Raw genomic sequence first — 19,727 nt, forward strand, 5'->3', positions numbered from 1 at the left:
AAACCTCAACAAACAAGGCGATAAGCCTAAATGATTTTCGATAGCGCTTAATTGGCACAACGTGAGCTTAATTTACGTGTATAATTACGTGTTTTTCTTAAGTTCATCTTTTTCATTTTTAATTAAAGTAGAGTCATTCATGATACAAATCGGTAAACGTTATTCATTAGAAGTTGTTAAACAAGTTAATTTTGGGGTTTATCTAAATGCTCAAGAGCTTGGACAAGTCTTGCTTCCTAATAAATTTGTCCCTACCGGTTGTAATGTCGGTGATATGGTAGATGTGTTTCTTTACCTAGACTCTGAAGACATTGTGATTGCTACTACCCAAAAGTCGTTAGCTCAAGTGGGTGAATATGCTTATTTAAAAGTAATCGCCACGGGCCCATTCGGCGCATTTTTAGATTGGGGCTTAGACAAAGATTTACTACTCCCTTTTGGCGAGCAACATAAACCGGCAGAAGAAGGCCACTCATATTTAGTTTATGTCCATGCTAACCATGCCGACGAACGTATTATGGCATCGTCAAAACTGGATAAGTTTGTCGATAAAACAGAAGCGCATTATACCGAAGGTGAACAGGTTAATTTAATCATTGGTGGCACTACAGAGCTAGGTTACAAAGCCATTATTAACAACCTGCATTGGGGCGTAATTTACACTAATGAAGTTTTCCAAAAATTGCGATTTGGTCAAAAAGTGACTGGTTATATCAAAACGATTCGCAGTGATGGCAAAATTGATCTTGTACTGCAAAAAGGTGATAAAGACGAGCTAGACAAAAATGCCCGGTTGATCATTAATAAATTGCGTAGCGCTAATGGTTTTTTACCACTACATGACAAAACTGATGCTGATGTCATTTATGACAAACTCGGCATGAGTAAAAAAGCCTTTAAGAAATCAATTGGTGGTTTATTTAAAGCAGGTGAAATCACAATCGAAAGTGAAGGTATTCGCCTAACTGTGTGAACAATAATCGATTAGCCTCGGTAAACTAGTCCAATCCTTTGAGAAAAAGCATGCCTCTGTTATAAAAGTAATAGAATCATGCTTTTTATTAAAAGGATACTGTGTATGGAATTAACCTCACTAGAAGCTAGAGTTATCGGATGTTTACTCGAAAAAGAACTCACGACTCCAGATCAATATCCTCTGTCATTAAATTCACTCGCCTTAGCATGCAATCAAAAAAGCAGCCGCGAACCTGTGCTGTCACTGAGCGAATCTCAAGTAAAAACAGTATTAGACGATCTTACCAAAAAACGCTTACTCAGCGAGCAATCTGGTTTCGGTAGTCGAGTCGTAAAATATAAGCATCGCTTTTGTAATACTGAATTCAGTGAATTGCAGTTAAGCAGTGCGGAAGTCGCTATAATTTGTGTGTTGTTATTGCGGGGACCGCAAACACCAGGCGAACTCAAAACTCGTACCAATCGACTCCATGAATTCACTGATGTCTCACAGGTTGAAACAGCATTACTGGCATTAAGCCAACGTGAAAAGCCTTTAGTAGTTCAACTTGCTCGAGAAGCGAATAAACGTGATTGTCGCTTCCTTGAGTGCTTTAGTGGCAACGTTGATGATTATGATGTGAACAACAGTGATGCCATTGTCGTGTCGACTCACACTCAACAAACTGTACAGCAAGATTCTCGGATTGTAGAACTAGAACAAAGAGTTGAGTTGCTAGAACAAAAGCTAGCCCAATTAGAGTCGCTTTTAAACTAATTAACGCTTTCCAAAACAGGTTAAGCAAGGAAAAGTATATGGACCGTACCGCCTCTCCATCGACGTTAACTCATATTTGGTTATTAGCCAAATATGAGTTAACCAAACGTTTTACTAACAAAAGCGGTATGATTTCATTAATCGCCTTTATGCTAATTTGGGCAATTTTATTGCTGTACCCTATCAAGAGTGCATCTGAATTTATTATGCAGCCTAACTTCAAAGACTTTACTGAAGCCCTCTTTGGGCCAGGGAGTTTACGCCATCTGTTTGAATGGCCCGTCGAAGAGTTTGCTGTGTTTTGGTTAGCTGCACTGTACCTTTTCCCCATGTTCAGTATTTTTATTGCCGCAGACCAATTTAGTTCAGATAAACAACGTGGTAGTTTGCGATTTCTAACCTTAAGAGTCAGTCGTTCCAGTTTGTTTTTTGGTCGTTTCTTAGGGCAAATGTTTATCCAATTGATGTTGATCATCTTAACGTTATTGGCAACCATCGCATTAGCATTATCACGTGATATATCTTTGTTATTGCCATCAATAACAACTAGCTTAATCGTAATGGTTAATCTAGTGATCGTATTATTACCCTACACTGCTGCTATGGCGGTGCTGTCATTACATGCAAACTCAGCAAGACAAGCCAGTATATTTGCGGTTATCTTGTGGGCTGTAGTATCAATATTTATTGCATTAATTAATATGAATTTCCCACAATTAAGCTGGTTAAACTGGATACTGCCTGGTTCGCAAATAGGTAATTTGATCAATACTCAAGGATTAGGTTCATTCGTATACGCTCCCATTCCTTTACTGCAAACTGCGGTTATTTTATTTGCTGGTAAAGTCTTAATGAGTAGGAGTGCGCTATGAGTATCATTCAATGTGACAACCTTTCTAAACAATACGGTAATAAACTTGCGCTCGACACTGTATCGTTAACGCTTACACAAGGTGCTCCCATTGCATTAGTGGGTCCAAATGGTGCCGGTAAAACAACGCTATTTAGTTTACTATGCGGTTTTATTCAACCCACCAATGGCAGTATTAGCATTTTAGGCCATAAACCCGGTAGCAAAGCGTTACAAGGACTATTGTCGGCATTGCCACAAGATGCAGCATTGGATCCTAATTTTAGTATTGTGTCGCAACTCCAGTTTTTTGCCCAATTACAAGGCATGACAGCAGCGGCAGCAAAACAAGAAGCATTAAGAGTTCTCGCCCTTGTCGACTTAAGTGACTCAGCAGAGGCGAAACCTAAAAGTTTAAGTCATGGTATGAGTAAACGAGTCTCTATTGCCCAAGCCCTCATGGGTTCTCCTAAGATTGTGTTACTCGACGAACCGACAGCGGGACTTGATCCTGCCAATGCGAAAAAAATTCGTCAAATTGTCAAAGATTTATCCGACCATACGACTTTTGTGATCAGCTCACATAACCTTGATGAACTTGAAAAGTTATGCGACCAAGTTGTCTATCTCGAACATGGCAAATTACAGCAATCGGTATCAATTAAAGCCAGCCAAGCGACAGACTTTATCACGCTGACAATGAAGCAATGTGACATGGACAGCCTCCATCAGCAGTTATTAGGCCTTAACGATATCATTGAAGTAAGGCGTATCGGTGATGAGCAATATGTTATCGAGTACCAAAAGCAATCCGGCTTTGCCATTGAAATGCAGTTGTTTGAGCTGTTTACTGCTCACCAGTGGCAATATAAAGCATTACTTAAAGGCCGTACCTTAGAAGAAACCTTGTTTTCTTAACTCACCGCCAATGGTTAAATGAACCTTTAATGCTGACTAAAATCGGTTTGCGTAAAAAGGCTTAACAACAAACCTCATAAGCATCAGTCTCTAATGCCATCGTTTATTAATTAGTGATAACTCACCATATTAATAAACGATGGCATTTTTTAATATATTATTTACGTATCAGGTCGATATAATGAAAATTTAATTGCTTAAAAAACCACATCAAATGAGGTATGTTAAAGTGTCTTCAATCGCTCATCCCTCCTCTACAGCGACTCTAAAACAGCAAATACTCTACATTCAAAATAACGACTAAATGCTAAGAAATCAGTCTAAATGACTAGGCCCTTAAGTAAAGAAGCCTTCCCAGCAACCTCAATGCAATTAACTCAGCGTCCTTCAGTTAGTGAGCTCAACGCTAAAATCTATTAAAAGATTCTAAAATAGACAACATAAATAGGCAAAATTCATAATAATAATGATTTTATAAGCTTAGACTTAAACACGCCCATTGCTGACGTGTGTTTTAATGCGCTAATAACCTGTCGTTACGACTAATACAATCCAGATATTCAATAAGCAACGGCTGAATGAGCGTTTATAACGATGAATTCGTTGTGTATTAGTTCTGAGTCTGCTCTGTATTGTCACTAAATGGCAAACAAGCCATTGCTGTTATTGTGCTTATAATACTCAACAATTTTGGCTGTTAATGTATTTACATAACAAAGACAAACTAATAATCCTCAATTCTAGTCATCTTATTAAGTTGGCTTTATGTGATGACCGTTTATGAGTGAGCCACCTGGTTCTTTAGAAAAGCTAAATCTTAAGTGACGGTACAGCATATAGGGATACGCGGGTCGACCGTATAGCGTCGACAGAAGAACGGTTTTTATCATCTTTGAATGAGTTTCTGGAGTCATTTTGAACTGATAAATGATTTGATGCGCATAACAATATTTCTATGTGTATTAATGATATGAGAGAGAGATAAATAGATTAATGATATACAACATATGATTAGACGATTAGACGATTAGACGATTAGCATGATGACAATACACAATAAAAAAGCAAAAAAAACTGCAGCAATAAATTGCTACAGTTTTAAATCTTTTAATACTTAGCCGAAGCTAAATACTAAACGATTGAAACGTTCTCAGCTTGAGGACCTTTCTGACCTTGAGTCACAGTGAAAGAAACTTTCTGACCTTCGTCAAGAGTTTTGAAACCGTCTGAGTTGATAGCACGGAAATGAACGAATACGTCTGGACCAGACTCTTGCTCAATAAATCCGAAACCTTTATCAGAGTTAAACCACTTAACAACACCAGTAACTTGAGACATAATATAAATCCTGTAAAAAAAAATAGTTAAAGCCTTAACGGCAGTAAAGCTGGAAAATGCCGGTATTACTTATGTTTACAGGACGAAACTGTTCGTATTGATAAATATAAGCCCAACCTTCAAGCTGAGTAAACTATAAACCATTTTCAGGATAAGTCAACAAACATCAACCAAACAATGGTATTTAATTAGTCTCATTTCAAAAAGGTTTATCTTTGAGCATCAAATAGTTATTTATATCAATTATCTGATTGTTTATTGTTCTCGTTGATGAATTTCGATTTTAAAATCTATCTCACACTCGAGCCCTTGCTCTATTATTTGAGACTTCTGTGAATCACTCAACTTCCATGCGTAAGGAGTCATGTTAAGAAAGTGATCAATGTCTTCCACACGAGTTAATGTTAATGAATAAGCTAACGCTTGGTGTGCTAAGTAAGTAAAGCCATCTAACACCATAGGTTCTTGTGGATGTTGTTTGGGTTCACTATAAATTTTCTTTTTTAACGCATAGTGATGCATCGGCCCAGGAGAAACGGTAATGAGTATTCCGGTCGGTTTTATCACCCGCTGTAACTCTTCAACTTTAGACGGCGCATAAATACGTATCGCTAAATCAAAACTGTTATCAGCAAAAGGCATTTCAAATGCACTTGCCACACAAAAATGTAATCCACTATAGCGTTTGGCAGCATAACGAATTGCAGACTTAGAAATATCTAAACCATAAAACTCACAATGGGGTTTAACCACAGACTGCAACGTTTCAAATAACCGATGACTGTAATACCCTTCGCCACACCCTATATCGAGCACCTTAGTGGCATCTCCTCCAGCAAACTCTAGCGCTAACTGATTTACTTTGTCGCTTAACGGTTGATAAAAGCCTTGATTAAGAAACTCTCGTCTGGCAATCATCATTTCTTTGTTATCACCAGGATCTTTTGTTTTCTTTTTTTGTACAGGCAATAAATTAACGTAACCTTCTTTAGCACAATCAAATTGATGGCGCAGTTCACATTGCCAAGAATTTTGTTGTTGTACTAATGGCGCGCTACAAATAGGGCAAATATAAGACATGGGTGGGCTCTAGAGTTACTGAAAAGTTAAAGATCGTCATCACACAGCTTATTGACCATTTCCGACACGTCTTTAGGGGCTAAAAGTTCAAAACAATCCAATTTACGCTGTAATTGTTCATTATTATAAAATTGTTCATTAGACGAGCGGCCGAAGTTGGAACGCTCTAATGACTGATGATAGGTCCGTAACAACCATTGATGCTTATTTTGCAATAAATGATCGAGTTTTAGTAGCTCAGTTGAGACACCTGGGTGGATTTTGCCCGACTCGCCTCGGAGGTAATCACGTAATTCTCGTCGAACTTGCTCTAATTCACTGATATGAACCGCAAGCATGGTAGAAGGCTCATCATAATCAAACTTACGTCCTAATATCGCTTTAGCCATAACGAGAGCTTGAGGTTCACTCAAAATCCGTAAGTCATTCTCTAACGTCACTAGTTCAAAACGAGCTTCAGCAGCTACACTAAAGTGCACATCTTCATCAGCGTGAATATTAATCGTCACCCCATTTCTGAGTTGTTCAATACACACACGTGGAGCTACCCCCATTGAAGGATATAACTTAATTCCCTGCCCTACGAGCCTTGGCTGAGTAGGCGTTTCAATCATTGTTTGTGTATGTTCAAAAGCAAAAGTCAAAAAAGGTTGAATACGTAAAATGAGTGTCGTTTGTTTATGCTCAACTTGGCTAACCACAAACTCAACTAAAGGATTACTCATCGTTGAAAGTACTAATAAATCACTCACACTATCCGGTAAACGAAGTGTCAACGCAGTCGGTTGAGTTATTTCACTGACGCATGGTTGAGTAAATACATGATGATGCATACAATATTCCTTTACTACTTCACTAAATTGTAACCAGCAAATCCACATTAGTCACCAGTAAACAAGGTTATATTAGAAAAATCATATTGAAGGTTACCTCATTATCATTTTTTTATGCTGATAAATGTTAACATGGTTTTAATCGCGAAAAGGATCTTATACTTACTATGGCTAACGCAATTCAACCCACCTTATTCTGGCACGATTATATGACTAAACAACCTAAGTCATTAATTTAAAAAGCTTAAAAATAAAGCCAATTCACATTCTGTACACAGAGGTGTACACACATCAATTTGAATAGCATTTTTTGACTAAATCCATAGATGGTAAATTGATAGTACAAGTATGTGTTTATCCAGAGAGCGGGGTTATGTTGCAAGACAATCAATTTAGGACAATACCTATATCATCAAGGCAAAATGTGTTGTGGAAGAACTCCGTTTGAAATGGGTAACAGTCAGCTAGGACGAGATACATAGCAAATAACTACAATAAAAATAATCCCCCCTAAATCTCTATCTCAAAAAACGCCAAATCGGGTGCAGTTCCTAACACCCTGCCGTCTTGAACGTAGATGTGATCACCAATACTGCCAGAACCTATTACTCGTTGAGTATGGTTGCTGGCAGTGCTGGCGGTGACGGTGCCGTCTGTGTTGACTGCGTTAATCGTCATGATGGTACGCGGGGCGCTTAGGCTTTGTTGTAACTGCTTTAACATTACGATTCCTTATGCTGGCTTTGATACAACAGCTTATGCAACGTGACGAACGACGGTGATGGTTTGCTCTACATCGATGTCGCCTGTATCGCTAACCGATGCGTTGATCGTCACCGAATCGCAGGTACCTTTGAACACATCAACACCTTCACGAATACCAATCAACATACCAGGTGTTGCAGGTGGTAAGTCGGCCATAATCGGTAAGCTCATATTGATATTAAGCTTATTGCCCGTGTCGGCCAGTGCATTGGTGCCGGCTGTTCTTGCAGCTTGATTATCAACAATCAATTGGGCGCTGATGTCATCGGCGGCGATATTGCCTGCAGTGCCAGCACGTTTTACTTTTGCGCTAATGCCCTGCTGCTCACCCCGAAGCCAAACCACATTGCACTCGGTACCGATTTCTTTTGACTCACTGTAACTGGTGATCACTGCATCGTGCACGGTTAAGTCTGGTATTACACCATCCATTAACCACGGCACGGTTGGCCAACGTGGGACCACGGTTAATGCTTTGGTTTCGTCGTTCGATAACAACATGCAACCTAATTGGGTAACGGCTTCTTGTACGGCATCGATGGGCGATTTATTGCCAACACTGAACGCGCCTGCAGGTACGTTAAAATCAACGATGCCATTAAGCGCAATAGTCCAACCAGTAAATTGCAGCATGTCAGTGAGTAAACCCGCGAAGCTGCGTGATGTTGCATTGGTATAGCTAATCGGCAATACATATGGCGTGGCAAGTTCGGCGCTGCGGCTGCGGCCCGTTCCTCGGTACGTTTCATTGCCAAACACTTTGTTCACACTTGTTTGTTCTACCAAAACAAAAAACTCATAGCCGTTAATACCGACGTTAAGTAATTGGTTTTCAGCACGGCTGGCATCGATGCGACTTGAAAAATCGATACTCACCGAACTGGCCCACTGACCACGGCTGCGGCTAATACTGATATTACTGATCACAATCGGTACATCGTCAGACACACGCACACACGTAATGGTTGGCTGCATTAAATAATACCTGCGCAGTTGGGGTTCAATAGGAGTTTCAAAATCAAGGCTGGGTAAGCTTGGGTTAGCATCAACCAAACCACCACCATCGTCAAAGTAGCAATAGTTTGCTGAAGCGGTAAAACGCAGCTGCAATGGGCTAGGTGAATTGGCCCAAGGTTCGCTAAACCGAATCGTGACTTTGCCTGTAGGTGGCCGATATCGGGTTGAACAAATCCAACTGGCGGTATGCGGCCCCCAAGCAATGCTAGGTTGAGTTAGCCGAACATTGCCATAGCGGTAAGCCGTGGTGATATTGTTAACTAAGGCTGCACCATCACACCAATTGATAGTGGCTTGCAACGTATTAAGCCTTGGTGCTTCTTGCCAAACGACAGACATAATCGTGCTGTGTTGATTCGGAACAAGCCATGGCAATGTAACGCTTTGTTCAACACTAGGCGCGACAAACCATTGCCAGTTTATGGTTAACTCAGCTAACGTATTGCCAGCATAATGTATTGTGATTTCACATTGAGTTAGTGGTTTATTTTGCCATTGGATTGTTACGCAGTAATCAGTTGCAGATTGAGATAACACACCTAACTGAACTTGATTGCCGAGTGGTTTACTTGCACTTGTCAGTTGGTAATCATTGGCAGCGAGTAATGGGGGTTGCCAAGTCACACCCAAATCAATACCCAAAGACGGTGCACTGATTGGCGGCTCTGGTACCACCTCACCAACAAAACGAACAACAATGGGTGAAACTATACCAACCCACGGTTTATTAAATAATAGTTCAATCATTAATTAACGCACCATTTTTACATCATTAGCATTAATTAGTTGAGGTCGAACACTATCAATAAATTTACAGTCAAAAACACTATCATCATCCAATATCCCAACTATCAAATTATTACTTGAACCATATATTAAGGGGACTATTATTTGCACAACACCAGATTGTGAATTAAACATATGGTGGATAGGTGTTAGGTTACTTCTATCAATAACAACTATCCTTTCAGCAGCAACGTCAGCATCAACTTCGACCATAGCTTGCACCAGAACAGCGGGAACACCTTTAAATGCACTAAGTACCTTAGACATACCATTCCTCCAAATCTACCCACACGGTTGGTGCAAGATTTCCACGAATCGGTGTAAATTGCCTACCATCAATAAGTTCAACAAATGGTACTACGGAATTACTATAACCGTGGAATGATCCGTCATATACACCCGGTACAACACCACGAACCTTTGGGACTGTAACACTTCTACCACCGCTCGTATCTGCTACGTGTACTAATTTAGGGGTTAGTAAATTCGGTATACCAATTGTGGATGATGTACCAGACAAAGCTGTAGATGTTGCTATTGAGTAGCGCTGTGAAACATATTGACTCCGAGTATTATTTGATGAATCCGTTGGGTATAGATTATAATACCAAGTTGCCCCCCCCCCAACCAAACTACCTGCAAACGAACTTGCTGAATCTCCATTAGTGCTGTTTGCAGATATTAATGTAAATTGACCAGCATCATTGGGGGTAGCACAGTCCAAATCACCAACGAAAATGTTATTTTGATATAACATGGCCTGTGAGCCAAGTGCAAATGATGGGTCACCATAGTAGAAACAATGAATGAATAACCAAAATCCACGGGTTGTGGCGTGAATTTCCCAATTATTGGCATTGGCATTGTTGCTGTTGTCATTTTTATTTAAAGTGTATTGTCGATATCCTGTTGGGTTAACAAACGTGTCCATATCCAACATGTTAACCGCAGTGTTGATCCTTAAATACGAAAAAGGGTTACCAACACTTTGGGAGTAGACCTTAACATAGCCGCCTGAACCGTCAGCTGTTGAATTACGAAACGCAATCGCATTGTTAACAGCATCTTCAAATGCAACCACCCAACCAGCACCAGCTTTATCACCATAACCATCGACAAGGCATTTTCGTAATACCGCAATTACTTCCTGCGGTGTGGCACTTGATATTTGTGGCGCACCAGCATCATGGCTGTAGTATGACGTTACTGGTAAATTTCTCGTGTCGCCCATTCTTTAACCCCTTATGACTCGTTACCACGGAATGACAATACAGCCATGTCCGTTGTTATTTGGCTATGGCCCGCTTGCACGGTTCTAATTGGCATTACCGGTTTTGCGCTGGCCACAGTGGCAAAGCGAATGGCTTCACCAGGATTCCAACCGGCACCGAACGCGCCCGAGCGGATCACAAAGTACGGTTGATTGGTTAGCGAGTTAATCGGAGCAAAGTCGTTTACCGTATCACCCGTTGCAATTTGGCCAATACGTTTACCGACACAACGAAACGCTGTGGTAGAGGTAAACACCAGCACCCAATCTTCATTCACTGCTGCAGCGTTGGTGACTTCAATCGGGTAATCAACCGTATTCAAAGTACCTTGTGCAGCGGCACCGTCTAAGTCCCAGTTGTTAGCCCAGCTGGTCATGTCGCGCACTTTGCCGACTCGCGCTTGTAAGTCACCGAGTATTTGCACACTGGCCACACTTGAACCAATAGGATACTCACGCGACAACGCAGCTGAGATAGTGACTGTATTGGTGTTCACTGCAGTCACTAATGCCAACTCACTAATGGTGTCACTTAAGATAAACGGCGCAGTAAAGCCGCTAAAGTCACTGTTTAACGTAACCGTGCCAGCTACGCTATCAACGCTAAAGTGATCGCTGGTTGCGGTCCACAAACTGGCACCTGTGGCATCGCTAATATCAACAAAGTTACTGCCAGTGCGAATAGTAATAACCGTGCCATTACTTGGGCTAACGATGTTTTGATAGTCAGTATGCGACACGGCAATGGTGCCCCAAGCACGGTAAATATCGACAATACCTGCATTGGGGATCCGCAACGGGTTTAGGCCATAAATATCAGCAGGCGGTAGATTGCGCACCTGCTCGGTAATATCGTAGCGTAAGGTGCTTAACTTAACGTCTTGAGTAAACGACAACTGCACCAGGTTATTGACAATACTGCCGCTAATGCCTGTGCCTGTTACCGTGCCGTTACTGTCACAGCTGGCACTGATTAATACATCACCCACGGTAAACACCTGCACATAAAAGGTATCTAACAATGAATCGCTAGTATTGAGTACAAACGTGGCCACATTGGCTGATTCTGGCGCAATGACTAAGCCAACATACTCAAGAATAGAGATACCATTCTCAAGTGTGATGATGCCTGTTTGATAGTCCACAATGGCTGCACGTATTTCTTCTTGAACAACAAGCGACCCAACACTCGAAACAACTGTGATGTATAACGCGCCATCACGCTCGGTAAATTGATATGGCGTACTTTGGCGAGTCACTTTACCCGTTAACGTGTTGGGCACTAATTCGCGATCTACAGGGAATGCATCAGCATTGTCATAGTTTTGATACGACACACCCGAGATGTACTGCAACGACACTGGGGTATTGAGGTCAGGTTTACGCGATAACGTCACACTCACCGTGTCACTGCTGACCACCACAATGGCGTCGTCACTGCCGTATTGAATGCCGCCCGATGTGTAACTGGTGATTGGGGTGTAATCAACGGCAATATTGGCCCCTTGTAATACATCAACCAAGGCAAACTGATAGCTTTGTGCAGTTGTCGCATTCTGCGATACCGTTTTACGGACTATGTCACCGTCGCTAATGGCTTGGCCTGTTTTAACTTGTTCGCTTAATACCACTGGCAATAGATTTTGCTGCACCGCTTGCACGGCTAGATTCTTGTTGCTACTGGCAGCGGTTAACTTACTCACACCGTGAAACGTTAACGGGCTGGCTTCGTTGGTGAGTCGCAGTTTAGTGCAGTTAGATGTCGCGTTCACGGTGACGTTATAGTCAGGGGTCGCAAAATCGATTGGTGGATCAAATACAATATTGCCTTCACTGTTACCTGGTGCATTAGTATCGGTCACCATGGCGTAATGGGTTTTACGCGGCCAGTCGGCATCTTCAATACCTGCATACTCAACGGTAATGGCAATCACTTGGCCAACACGTAAACTAGTGGTTTTGCGATACTCTTTGCCGTCAAACATATACGTAGACTGTAAATACTCGCGGCTAAAACTGTTTTGATTGGGTAAGAAGCCTGGTGCGCCCGAACGGATTAATGACCCTGCGGTCACCGACGACTCTAAAATCTCTTTCATTTCGACCATGCGATCTTCATCGTCTAATGCATCCGCTTCAACTAACAACATCGACACGAGCGGATCACTCGGTGGCTGGCTAATAAACACATGCGCATCGAGCAAGGTGCCAGTGTCTATGGTGTCTAAAGCGGGATAACACTTAACAATGTCGAGTGACGATTGCGCGTGGTCAATGTCAGAAATGGCGGTAAATAATTCATTTAACTTACCAGACTGCACCGCATTACGAGTTCGTTGGCCGCCAGCATCGTCGCTGGTACCCAATAGCTCGGGTTTAAATATCTTTAAATCATTACGGGTAATGCTCATGGGCCACCTGTGTTTATCAATAAGCGAGAAAGAGTTACAGCGTTAAAAATCGTAATACCACATTTGTCAGCAACGGATACCCACCCAATTGGTCGTCAACATCGTCACCAGTGATCACGCTGTTTTGAGTGCTATCCCACATCACGTTAATGTCACTGCCGTCGTGGTTAATCGTAAACTCGGTTAATGTGGTGGCCGCGTGGGTTTGCAGTTGCTCAAACTCACTGCGGGGCATCCAACCGTTTTTACTACCAAGCTCTAACGCAATACCTGCAGGGATAATAGTTTGCTGAATATGCGGGGCACCGTTAAGTGCCCGCTTCATATTGGCAGCAACCCGTTGGGTGTTATTGCGGTTTAGCCAGTGCAATGGTTCGGTCAACACAATGGTGTCGATAGTGGTGTTAAACATAGCGCCTCTTTATATAGTGTTACTGCAAACGAGCGGCTAACCACCCACCGACTGCAAACGCTTAATCTCGGCCACAAGTTCATTCACAATACTGCGCTTGGTTTGTGCATCAAACGTGCGGTTACCCACTTGCAACTGCAGCACTACGGTGTCGCTACTATTCGCGGCGGCTGTTGTAATGGTTGGCTGGGTTTGGGTAGTCACATTGGTTTGCACAGCACTGGCGGTAGATTGCTGTTTGGTGGTAGCAGCGTCGCTAATGGCTTGCTTTTCACTAGCGTCTTGCTGGGCTTTGATTTCGGCGGTGCGATAAGCGTAAACCTTGTTTAGCGTTTTTTCGGCTTCTCTCAATTGGGTGATTAATGTCTTGTCGCCCGTTGATTCAGCTTGAGCTAACTGGGTTTTAATATCGGCTAGCTCTTGCTGATAACGGCGCTTTTCGATTTCATCCTGGCGGCCAAGGTAACCGTCAAGTTCGTCTTGCAACGTATCGAGGGTTGATTGGGCACTGTCACGTAATGAGTCCATGCTCGATTTAGCCGAATCAATGGCCGTGCGCAGCACACCCAAGTCTTGATCGTTCATCAAGTTCATTGAGTTAGCCGCACGTTCGGCACTATTGATTAAGCCAATGTTGCCACTTTCGGCAGCATCAAGGGCATCAACCATTTTTAACAGTTCAATGCGTTGGCCATAATAGGCCGCCTGCGCTTGCTTACCGGCTATCTCGGCTTTACGGGCAAAATTACTAATGCCAGTAAAATCGATTGATTTGGCTTGCACATCGAGCAGATCACCAATCTCACCACTTAGATTTTTGTAAATCTTAATGGTTTTCTCTAGTTCACTGCTTGAGTCAGTTAATAGCGTTTGGCCATACAGTATCGACTTAAAGTAAGCAACAGCACCCGTGCTAAGTTCAGCGACTTCAGCTGTAACACTTTTTAAATAGTCGGTGAAGAACTTGGCAACACTGGCTAATGTAGATCCGGCTTGTTGCGCACTTTTAACCACCACCCCCATGGTGTTTTCCATGGTAGTGCCAATGCCTTCGTTCGCATTTTTAACTTGTTTATCTGTCTCTTCGCTGTCATTGCCTAAGCCAACTTGCACATTTCTCAAGCGACTATATTGTTCTATTAGTGAATCAATATTATCGCTTAAACCAAGGTTAGCGGCTTTTATCCGAATGCTCGACTCGACTTGTTTATCACCTGCAGCAGCGGCTTTTATCGATGCTTCTGCGTATTTTAAAAATGCCTGGTTTAGTTCGTTGGTCGATGCAACACCATCTTTGGCACCCTGTTTAACTTCTTCATAGGTGGATTTAGCTGCCGCAGCTTGTTCGCGCAATACCGAAACGGTAGTAATACCCGCCTTAGACATAGCCAATTCAAACTCTTTGATTTTGGCGGTCTGTTCGTCGGTAGCATCACCTTGAGTTTGCTGGGCGTCAGCCACTTTATTAGCTGCATCTGCCTGCACTTTAGCGCTTTTAGTTGCTGCATCACCCGCAGCCTTGTAAGCGCTTGATGCTGATTGCTCAACCTCCCCCGTTATCTGTTTCCAAGCAGCATTAATGTCTTTGCTGTCTTGCTCAATTTGTTGCTTGTAGCCATTAGAAATAGCCTTTACAGCCTCCGAGACTTGACGGATAGAAGCGCCAAGTTCATCACCACCAAGCGCCTCAATCATATAGGCATAAGCATCAATAATTTTGGCAAATGATGCGGTAGCTACAAGCGCAATAGCAGATAGCCCAGCCGTAATACCGTTCCACACTAAGCGTAACGATCCGCTAATCACATTTAATGCCCGAGCAAATGCGGCGATGTTCTCAAGTGTGGCGGTAATGCTGGCGCCACCATCGCGGATCATGGTGGTAAAAAAGTCGCTAATGTCTTGCGCGGCCTGTTTTATTTGGCCGTTTTTATTCAGTTCATCAAACTTATCATTTAACGATTGGATAAAATCAACCGCTACCTGGTAAGCACCAGAATCAGCAATAATGGTTTTAAACTCGGTCCACTTATTGGACATCAAGTTAACCTGGCCACTTAAGCGCTCGAGGCTTTTTGATGCTTGCCCATTAGCTTGATTACCCATTTCGGCAAACAGCTGCTGCATAACATCGCGGCCAAGCTGCCCCGCTTCACTCATTTTTTGCAGTTGAACTGCATTTTTACCAGTGACCTTTTCAAGCAAGTCCCAAACAGGTATACCCCGTTCAACTAACTGCAGTATTTCTTCACCCTGCAGTTTTTGTTTCGCCCATGCTTGGCCAACACCAAGAATAATGCCCTCAAGCTTTTCTTGGCTTCCACCCAACTTAGCATTGTAATCGACCATGGCTTGCAAGCTGCCATTCATAGGGTCGATGCCAAATGTTTTCAATGAGGCAAAGGCTTGTTTGGCAGTATCTAACCTTGTGCCGGTATTATTGGCAAAGTCTTTAATCCATGCAGTAGCTTGCTCACCACTGGCAATACTGCCCATCATGGCGCTCATTTGCACACCAAAGGCTTTTGCTTCATCCCCTGCGGTGAGGATCGACTTTAGACTTTCCCATAACTTATCGACACCAATGTAGGCTCCGGCCATGGCAACCAATGAGACAGTTGCACTTTTAATGCTGCCACCAAAATCACCGGCTTGTTTTTTCGATTCTGTTAATAACTTATTGTGGCGTTCAAGCTTGTTATTAACACCGCTTAACGCTGTCTCAGCGGCGACTTGTTGCTGCTTTAAATCTTTACAGGCATCTGCCAGCTTATCCGTACTGATGCCAGCATTTTTTAAACTCGCGGTATTTTTGTCTAACTCGGTTTTATTCTTATTAATGCTGCTCGCTAGCTGGTTTACCTCGGTGCGAGCGGTTTTAACCTTTAATGTGTAATCAGCTTTATTTCGACTAGCAGCTTCGGTGGCGGTGCTAACCTCAAGCAGATCTCGGCGCTGGTTATCTAATGCTGTGGCAAGTTCGGTGGCAGCATTTTTAGCGCTGGTTTGTTCATTGGTTAATTTTTGTAAATCGGTACTGGCTTTGGTTAATGCGGTAGCTTGTTCTTTGCTGGCCGTGGCACCTTGTTGTTGCTCGGTACTGAGCTTTGCGACTTCAACCCGGGCTTGTTGTAGCTCGGTTTCATATTTAACTAATGCGGCTTGAGCTTGATTGTATTCTTGTTCAAGTTGATTGGTTGAACCTTCTGCCGCTTTTTGCGCTGCCTCAAGTTGCTTTAATTCTTTAACTGCTGCCTTTTGTTCAGTGACTAACTTGTCGAGTGCAACCGAGTTATCTTTATAGGCACGTTCGCCTTTACTGATTGATGCCGTTAAACCATCAATTGAATTGGCGGCCGCTTGTAAATCTTCTAACTCTTTTAAACGGGCATTAAGGATTTCGCTTTGTGATGCTAATTCAGCAACAGCCTTTTCAGACTTCTTGGCTTCGCTGGAAAATAAATCTTTGCCCTGAATGATCAGGTTAATGACTTGGTCTTTAAAGCTCATGGGCTTTCCTTATAACAAATTGCAGACATAAAAAAAGCCTGAGCAATTCAGGCTTTTAATCAATAATGTGGGGAGAAAGTTAACCATTAAGCATACTCCCCGAAAGCTTGGCCAAGCCTTTCATTGTGATGCGTACTTGGGTAGACACTTTGCATAGGCCGCTGCTGTGTTCAACTTCGGTAACTTTATGCTCAACTAATGCTTGTTGTATTTTGTCTTGGTAACCTAGCCAGCTAGAGCCTTGGCGGCGGTAAATCCACTTTTTACATTGCAGCAATAAAAACAAATCTTTAGGGCGTACTTGTAATTGTTTAGCCGCATCGGTAATACACAAGCTGCCATCAGCTGTGGCCAGACGGTCTAGCGCATCGGCTTTGGGCTGAGTGACTTTTAACTGATCTTCAAGCCCAATCACCTTTTCCGAATACCCTAACAACAAACCGCGCATTACCGCTGGGTCGCGCAAGGCTTCCATTGGGTCAATATGGGGTTGGCGTTGATTAAGGCGATCTCTCATATCAAAAAACGCTTTCACTAAATTCTTTTTAAACACCTTTACCACACCAATGTTGCGCATAAAGCTAATTAACAATGTGGCTTGCTGCTCGTTGAGGATGGCAACTTCACGATTTTGACAGCCGCCAGCGGTGTCAAAGGGTAGCATTTCAAATGCGACCCTTCCAAACTCCTGTAAATCATCAAAATTTTTGCGAATTAATTGAATCACTGTTTTATGGGTATTACCCACACCCTCAGCAATGGCTAGCGATGTGGTAACAGGCACTCCGCTTTGGCAGGTTACAATGTTAGCTGCTAATTCTGGTTGCATTTTTTTTGTACTATTTGCTATAATCTGCATGGTAAATCCTTTGGTTATTTACGATTTGTGTTAATGCTTAAGCCTCGACTGTCTTCGCAGTTGGGGCTTTGTTTTATGTCCTTTCCTGTTATCCCTTTTTTATACTCCCCTTTAGGCAACATAAAGCCGTGAGCGATTTGTAGGGAGGCAAGCTCGATTACGTTAAGTTATTGATGATTAAAAAAGCCCACTACATAGTTAGTGGGCTTGTTGTTTCAACTACGCTGCACTTCGCACAAAGAACTTAGACTTACCCGCGGCAACAATGCTGCTGTCGGCAAGAACGCCGCCTTCGATGTCGAATGAACCGAAGTCGTCACCGATTAAATCTAGGCCTGATGTTGGGCTAGGCTTCCAGCGGTAGAACTTAAGCGTGTAAGGTTTTCCCGTGGCATCGTTGACACCATCAACAATCACTTTGACCTCAGCGCCTGACTCAACCAGTGCTTGCAAAGCGTTACCCGCTTTACTGGTGTAACTGACTTTTAACGATTCTGCTGCAGTAATAGCACCAGTGCTTAATGCACGAATACCACCGGCACTAACAACATAATCAACATCAACATCGTAAGTAGTTGAACCTGCCGCATTAGTGACAACTGGCGGGATAGTGGTATCAATCATTTTGGCGGTGTCGGCTAAACCATCTAATATGGCAGTAATCACTTCGTCGGTGACAGCACCGGCGGTTAATACTTCAACTTTACCGCGCAAGCCCAATGCTAAGTTGGCGTTACTAAAATCGTTTAATGTCATCGATAGCTTTACCGATTTCACTTTAGTGATTTCAGCGGCATTACCGCCACCGCCACGATAGTTAGGCTGCTCTTTGGTTTCTTGCTCGATGTCGATTTTTACGCCACTGGCGTTACCAACATCGCGGCCATTGACATACACAATGCCTGAGCCGATGTAACTTTCGGTTACGATTTCGCTCATAATTTATCTCCAAATGTAACTAAATGAACAAGGGTTAAGGTAATGACCGCCAGACCATGTTTTTCATGGGCTTCGGGCATAATGTATTTGCAGGGTTCAGCTTCTTTAAAGCTGATAGCACTAGCCAACCACGAGGGTTTTTCAGTGTTACGCTCGTCTTTAAAAAAGGCGGTGCGAATGTCTCGAACTAAGTTGATTAGCTCGGCGGTGGGTTCAGTTGATTTGCTTAAATTGATACCGGCTACCACTTGTAAGGCAATTTCATCACGGTATTTATCTAGTCCGTTTTTAGCACCGAACAAATCGGTGTAAGGCTGCAAAAAAATAAACTGTTGTTCTTTTGCCAGCCCTTGGGCATAAAACCCTTCGCGCACAGTTGCACCGTCAACCAATTTGAGTCGGTCTAAAATAGTTTGGATCATGGGTACCTCGATGCCTGGTAAAAGACTACTTAGCGTATTGGCCATATTTTTTACGCAGATGGGCAATAATGGGTGGTTCTAAATCATCACGCATAAAGCCAAAGCTGCCTGCCACTGAAGGGCCGTATAACGCTTTTTGTCCGTTAAGTTCACGCCAAGAGTTATCACCCTTTTTGCGACTAAACATAAGTTGATTACCGTTGCGGCCAATGACAGTAAACGCACCACTAAACCACACCGGCTTATTGCGAATAACGTTTATGCTAAAGCCACCGGCGACCCTTGCCGCCCGCTTACCCACTTTATAACGTGGGCTGGCAAAACGGGTTAAGGTGCTGGGGCGCATCCTTGCGCTAATGTAAGACCTAAGGGTTTTGGGGTTAATGCTGACACTGAAATGCTGCTCCACATACGACTTCGACTTAAAGCCGTACTTTGTGAATATTTCATCTACAGCTAGCTGGTTACCAAACTTGGCTGCATCATCTATTGCCTTTTCAATGGCTGGCGACTGCGCATCACGCATGCGTTTAAGCTCGCGATTTACTGCGTCAAAGCCTGTCATTGTTAACGCCATGATGTCGC

18 protein-coding genes are annotated in these 19,727 nt (G+C 42.8%); 4 read left to right on the top strand and 14 right to left on the bottom strand.

What is annotated here, in order from left to right; translation table 11 throughout:
* Positions 1-139 precede the first annotated feature (139 nt).
* The 4 genes from H5125_RS04990 (at position 140) to H5125_RS05005 (ending at position 3,500) form a co-directional block, all read left to right on the top strand.
* Positions 140-973, top strand: coding sequence for a S1 RNA-binding domain-containing protein (locus H5125_RS04990; protein ID WP_101087545.1), 834 nt, complete (start codon positions 140-142; stop codon positions 971-973).
* A 105-nt stretch (positions 974-1,078) separates the two neighbouring features.
* Positions 1,079-1,732, top strand: coding sequence for a YceH family protein (locus H5125_RS04995; RefSeq protein WP_182743692.1), 654 nt, complete (start codon positions 1,079-1,081; stop codon positions 1,730-1,732).
* Between the two features lie 38 nt (positions 1,733-1,770).
* Positions 1,771-2,604 carry an ABC transporter permease gene (locus tag H5125_RS05000; RefSeq protein WP_182743693.1) on the top strand — a complete coding sequence of 278 codons (834 nt, stop codon included), beginning with the start codon at positions 1,771-1,773 and terminating at the stop codon, positions 2,602-2,604.
* A complete protein-coding gene (locus H5125_RS05005) occupies positions 2,601-3,500 on the top strand; it encodes an ABC transporter ATP-binding protein (protein ID WP_101087542.1) in 900 nt (299 codons plus the stop codon). Before H5125_RS05000 ends, H5125_RS05005 begins: the two co-directional genes overlap by 4 nt.
* A 1,131-nt stretch (positions 3,501-4,631) precedes the next feature.
* On the opposite strand, the gene H5125_RS05010 is transcribed toward H5125_RS05005, so the two are convergent.
* The 14 genes from H5125_RS05010 to H5125_RS05075 all read right to left on the bottom strand — a co-directional run bounded on the left by H5125_RS05010 (position 4,632) and on the right by H5125_RS05075 (position 19,719).
* The gene (locus tag H5125_RS05010) at positions 4,632-4,838 is read right to left on the bottom strand and encodes a cold-shock protein (protein WP_011637160.1); all 207 of its coding nucleotides are present in this window, start codon (positions 4,836-4,838) and stop codon (positions 4,632-4,634) included.
* 255 nt (positions 4,839-5,093) lie between these two features.
* Complete coding sequence (gene rlmA / locus H5125_RS05015) at positions 5,094-5,918, bottom strand: 23S rRNA (guanine(745)-N(1))-methyltransferase (RefSeq protein WP_182743694.1); 825 nt, start codon at positions 5,916-5,918, stop codon at positions 5,094-5,096.
* Between the two features lie 26 nt (positions 5,919-5,944).
* Positions 5,945-6,751, bottom strand: coding sequence for a hypothetical protein (locus tag H5125_RS05020; RefSeq protein WP_101087540.1), 807 nt, complete (start codon positions 6,749-6,751; stop codon positions 5,945-5,947).
* Positions 6,752-7,261: 510 nt separating this feature from the next.
* The gene (locus H5125_RS05025; protein WP_182743695.1) at positions 7,262-7,474 is read right to left on the bottom strand and encodes a hypothetical protein; all 213 of its coding nucleotides are present in this window, start codon (positions 7,472-7,474) and stop codon (positions 7,262-7,264) included.
* Between the two features lie 33 nt (positions 7,475-7,507).
* Entirely contained in the window at positions 7,508-9,280 is a 1,773-nt protein-coding gene (locus H5125_RS05030; RefSeq protein ID WP_182743696.1) for a hypothetical protein, read from the bottom strand.
* Positions 9,281-9,283: 3 nt separating this feature from the next.
* Positions 9,284-9,586, bottom strand: a complete 303-nt coding sequence (locus tag H5125_RS05035; protein ID WP_182743697.1) for a hypothetical protein — start codon at positions 9,584-9,586, stop codon at positions 9,284-9,286.
* Positions 9,579-10,550, bottom strand: coding sequence for a hypothetical protein (locus H5125_RS05040; RefSeq protein ID WP_182743698.1), 972 nt, complete (start codon positions 10,548-10,550; stop codon positions 9,579-9,581). Before H5125_RS05040 ends, H5125_RS05035 begins: the two co-directional genes overlap by 8 nt.
* 11 nt (positions 10,551-10,561) lie before the next feature.
* Positions 10,562-13,000 carry a hypothetical protein gene (locus tag H5125_RS05045; protein ID WP_182743699.1) on the bottom strand — a complete coding sequence of 813 codons (2,439 nt, stop codon included), beginning with the start codon at positions 12,998-13,000 and terminating at the stop codon, positions 10,562-10,564.
* Between the two features lie 34 nt (positions 13,001-13,034).
* The gene (locus H5125_RS05050; RefSeq protein ID WP_123778876.1) at positions 13,035-13,412 is read right to left on the bottom strand and encodes a hypothetical protein; all 378 of its coding nucleotides are present in this window, start codon (positions 13,410-13,412) and stop codon (positions 13,035-13,037) included.
* Between the two features lie 36 nt (positions 13,413-13,448).
* Positions 13,449-16,922 carry a tape measure protein gene (locus H5125_RS05055; protein ID WP_182743700.1) on the bottom strand — a complete coding sequence of 1,158 codons (3,474 nt, stop codon included), beginning with the start codon at positions 16,920-16,922 and terminating at the stop codon, positions 13,449-13,451.
* Positions 16,923-17,001: 79 nt separating this feature from the next.
* A complete protein-coding gene (locus tag H5125_RS05060) occupies positions 17,002-17,781 on the bottom strand; it encodes a phage regulatory protein/antirepressor Ant (RefSeq protein WP_207892986.1) in 780 nt (259 codons plus the stop codon).
* A gap of 219 nt (positions 17,782-18,000) precedes the next feature.
* A complete protein-coding gene (locus H5125_RS05065) occupies positions 18,001-18,720 on the bottom strand; it encodes a hypothetical protein (RefSeq protein WP_182743701.1) in 720 nt (239 codons plus the stop codon).
* A complete protein-coding gene (locus H5125_RS05070; RefSeq protein ID WP_182743702.1) occupies positions 18,717-19,142 on the bottom strand; it encodes a hypothetical protein in 426 nt (141 codons plus the stop codon). The genes H5125_RS05065 and H5125_RS05070 overlap by 4 nt, the downstream gene beginning before the upstream one ends.
* A gap of 25 nt (positions 19,143-19,167) precedes the next feature.
* A complete protein-coding gene (locus tag H5125_RS05075) occupies positions 19,168-19,719 on the bottom strand; it encodes a hypothetical protein (protein ID WP_182743703.1) in 552 nt (183 codons plus the stop codon).
* Positions 19,720-19,727 lie beyond the last annotated feature (8 nt).

Origin of the sequence: Shewanella sp. SR44-4, assembly GCF_014163715.1 — a bacterium.
Taxonomy (GTDB): Bacteria; Pseudomonadota; Gammaproteobacteria; order Enterobacterales; family Shewanellaceae; genus Shewanella.

Bases quoted from the DNA above. Each gene is read 5' to 3' on its own strand.
- H5125_RS04990 (WP_101087545.1), top strand. From the start codon at position 140: ATGATACAAATCGGTAAACGTTATTCATTAGAAGTTGTTAAACAAGTT.
- H5125_RS04995 (WP_182743692.1), top strand. From the start codon at position 1,079: ATGGAATTAACCTCACTAGAAGCTAGAGTTATCGGATGTTTACTCGAA.
- H5125_RS05000 (WP_182743693.1), top strand. From the start codon at position 1,771: ATGGACCGTACCGCCTCTCCATCGACGTTAACTCATATTTGGTTATTA.
- H5125_RS05005 (WP_101087542.1), top strand. From the start codon at position 2,601: ATGAGTATCATTCAATGTGACAACCTTTCTAAACAATACGGTAATAAA.
- H5125_RS05010 (WP_011637160.1), bottom strand. From the start codon at position 4,838: ATGTCTCAAGTTACTGGTGTTGTTAAGTGGTTTAACTCTGATAAAGGT.
- rlmA (WP_182743694.1), bottom strand. From the start codon at position 5,918: ATGTCTTATATTTGCCCTATTTGTAGCGCGCCATTAGTACAACAACAA.
- H5125_RS05020 (WP_101087540.1), bottom strand. From the start codon at position 6,751: ATGCATCATCATGTATTTACTCAACCATGCGTCAGTGAAATAACTCAA.
- H5125_RS05025 (WP_182743695.1), bottom strand. From the start codon at position 7,474: ATGTTAAAGCAGTTACAACAAAGCCTAAGCGCCCCGCGTACCATCATG.
- H5125_RS05030 (WP_182743696.1), bottom strand. From the start codon at position 9,280: ATGATTGAACTATTATTTAATAAACCGTGGGTTGGTATAGTTTCACCC.
- H5125_RS05035 (WP_182743697.1), bottom strand. From the start codon at position 9,586: ATGTCTAAGGTACTTAGTGCATTTAAAGGTGTTCCCGCTGTTCTGGTG.
- H5125_RS05040 (WP_182743698.1), bottom strand. From the start codon at position 10,550: ATGGGCGACACGAGAAATTTACCAGTAACGTCATACTACAGCCATGAT.
- H5125_RS05045 (WP_182743699.1), bottom strand. From the start codon at position 13,000: ATGAGCATTACCCGTAATGATTTAAAGATATTTAAACCCGAGCTATTG.
- H5125_RS05050 (WP_123778876.1), bottom strand. From the start codon at position 13,412: ATGTTTAACACCACTATCGACACCATTGTGTTGACCGAACCATTGCAC.
- H5125_RS05055 (WP_182743700.1), bottom strand. From the start codon at position 16,922: ATGAGCTTTAAAGACCAAGTCATTAACCTGATCATTCAGGGCAAAGAT.
- H5125_RS05060 (WP_207892986.1), bottom strand. From the start codon at position 17,781: ATGCAGATTATAGCAAATAGTACAAAAAAAATGCAACCAGAATTAGCA.
- H5125_RS05065 (WP_182743701.1), bottom strand. From the start codon at position 18,720: ATGAGCGAAATCGTAACCGAAAGTTACATCGGCTCAGGCATTGTGTAT.
- H5125_RS05070 (WP_182743702.1), bottom strand. From the start codon at position 19,142: ATGATCCAAACTATTTTAGACCGACTCAAATTGGTTGACGGTGCAACT.
- H5125_RS05075 (WP_182743703.1), bottom strand. From the start codon at position 19,719: ATGGCGTTAACAATGACAGGCTTTGACGCAGTAAATCGCGAGCTTAAA.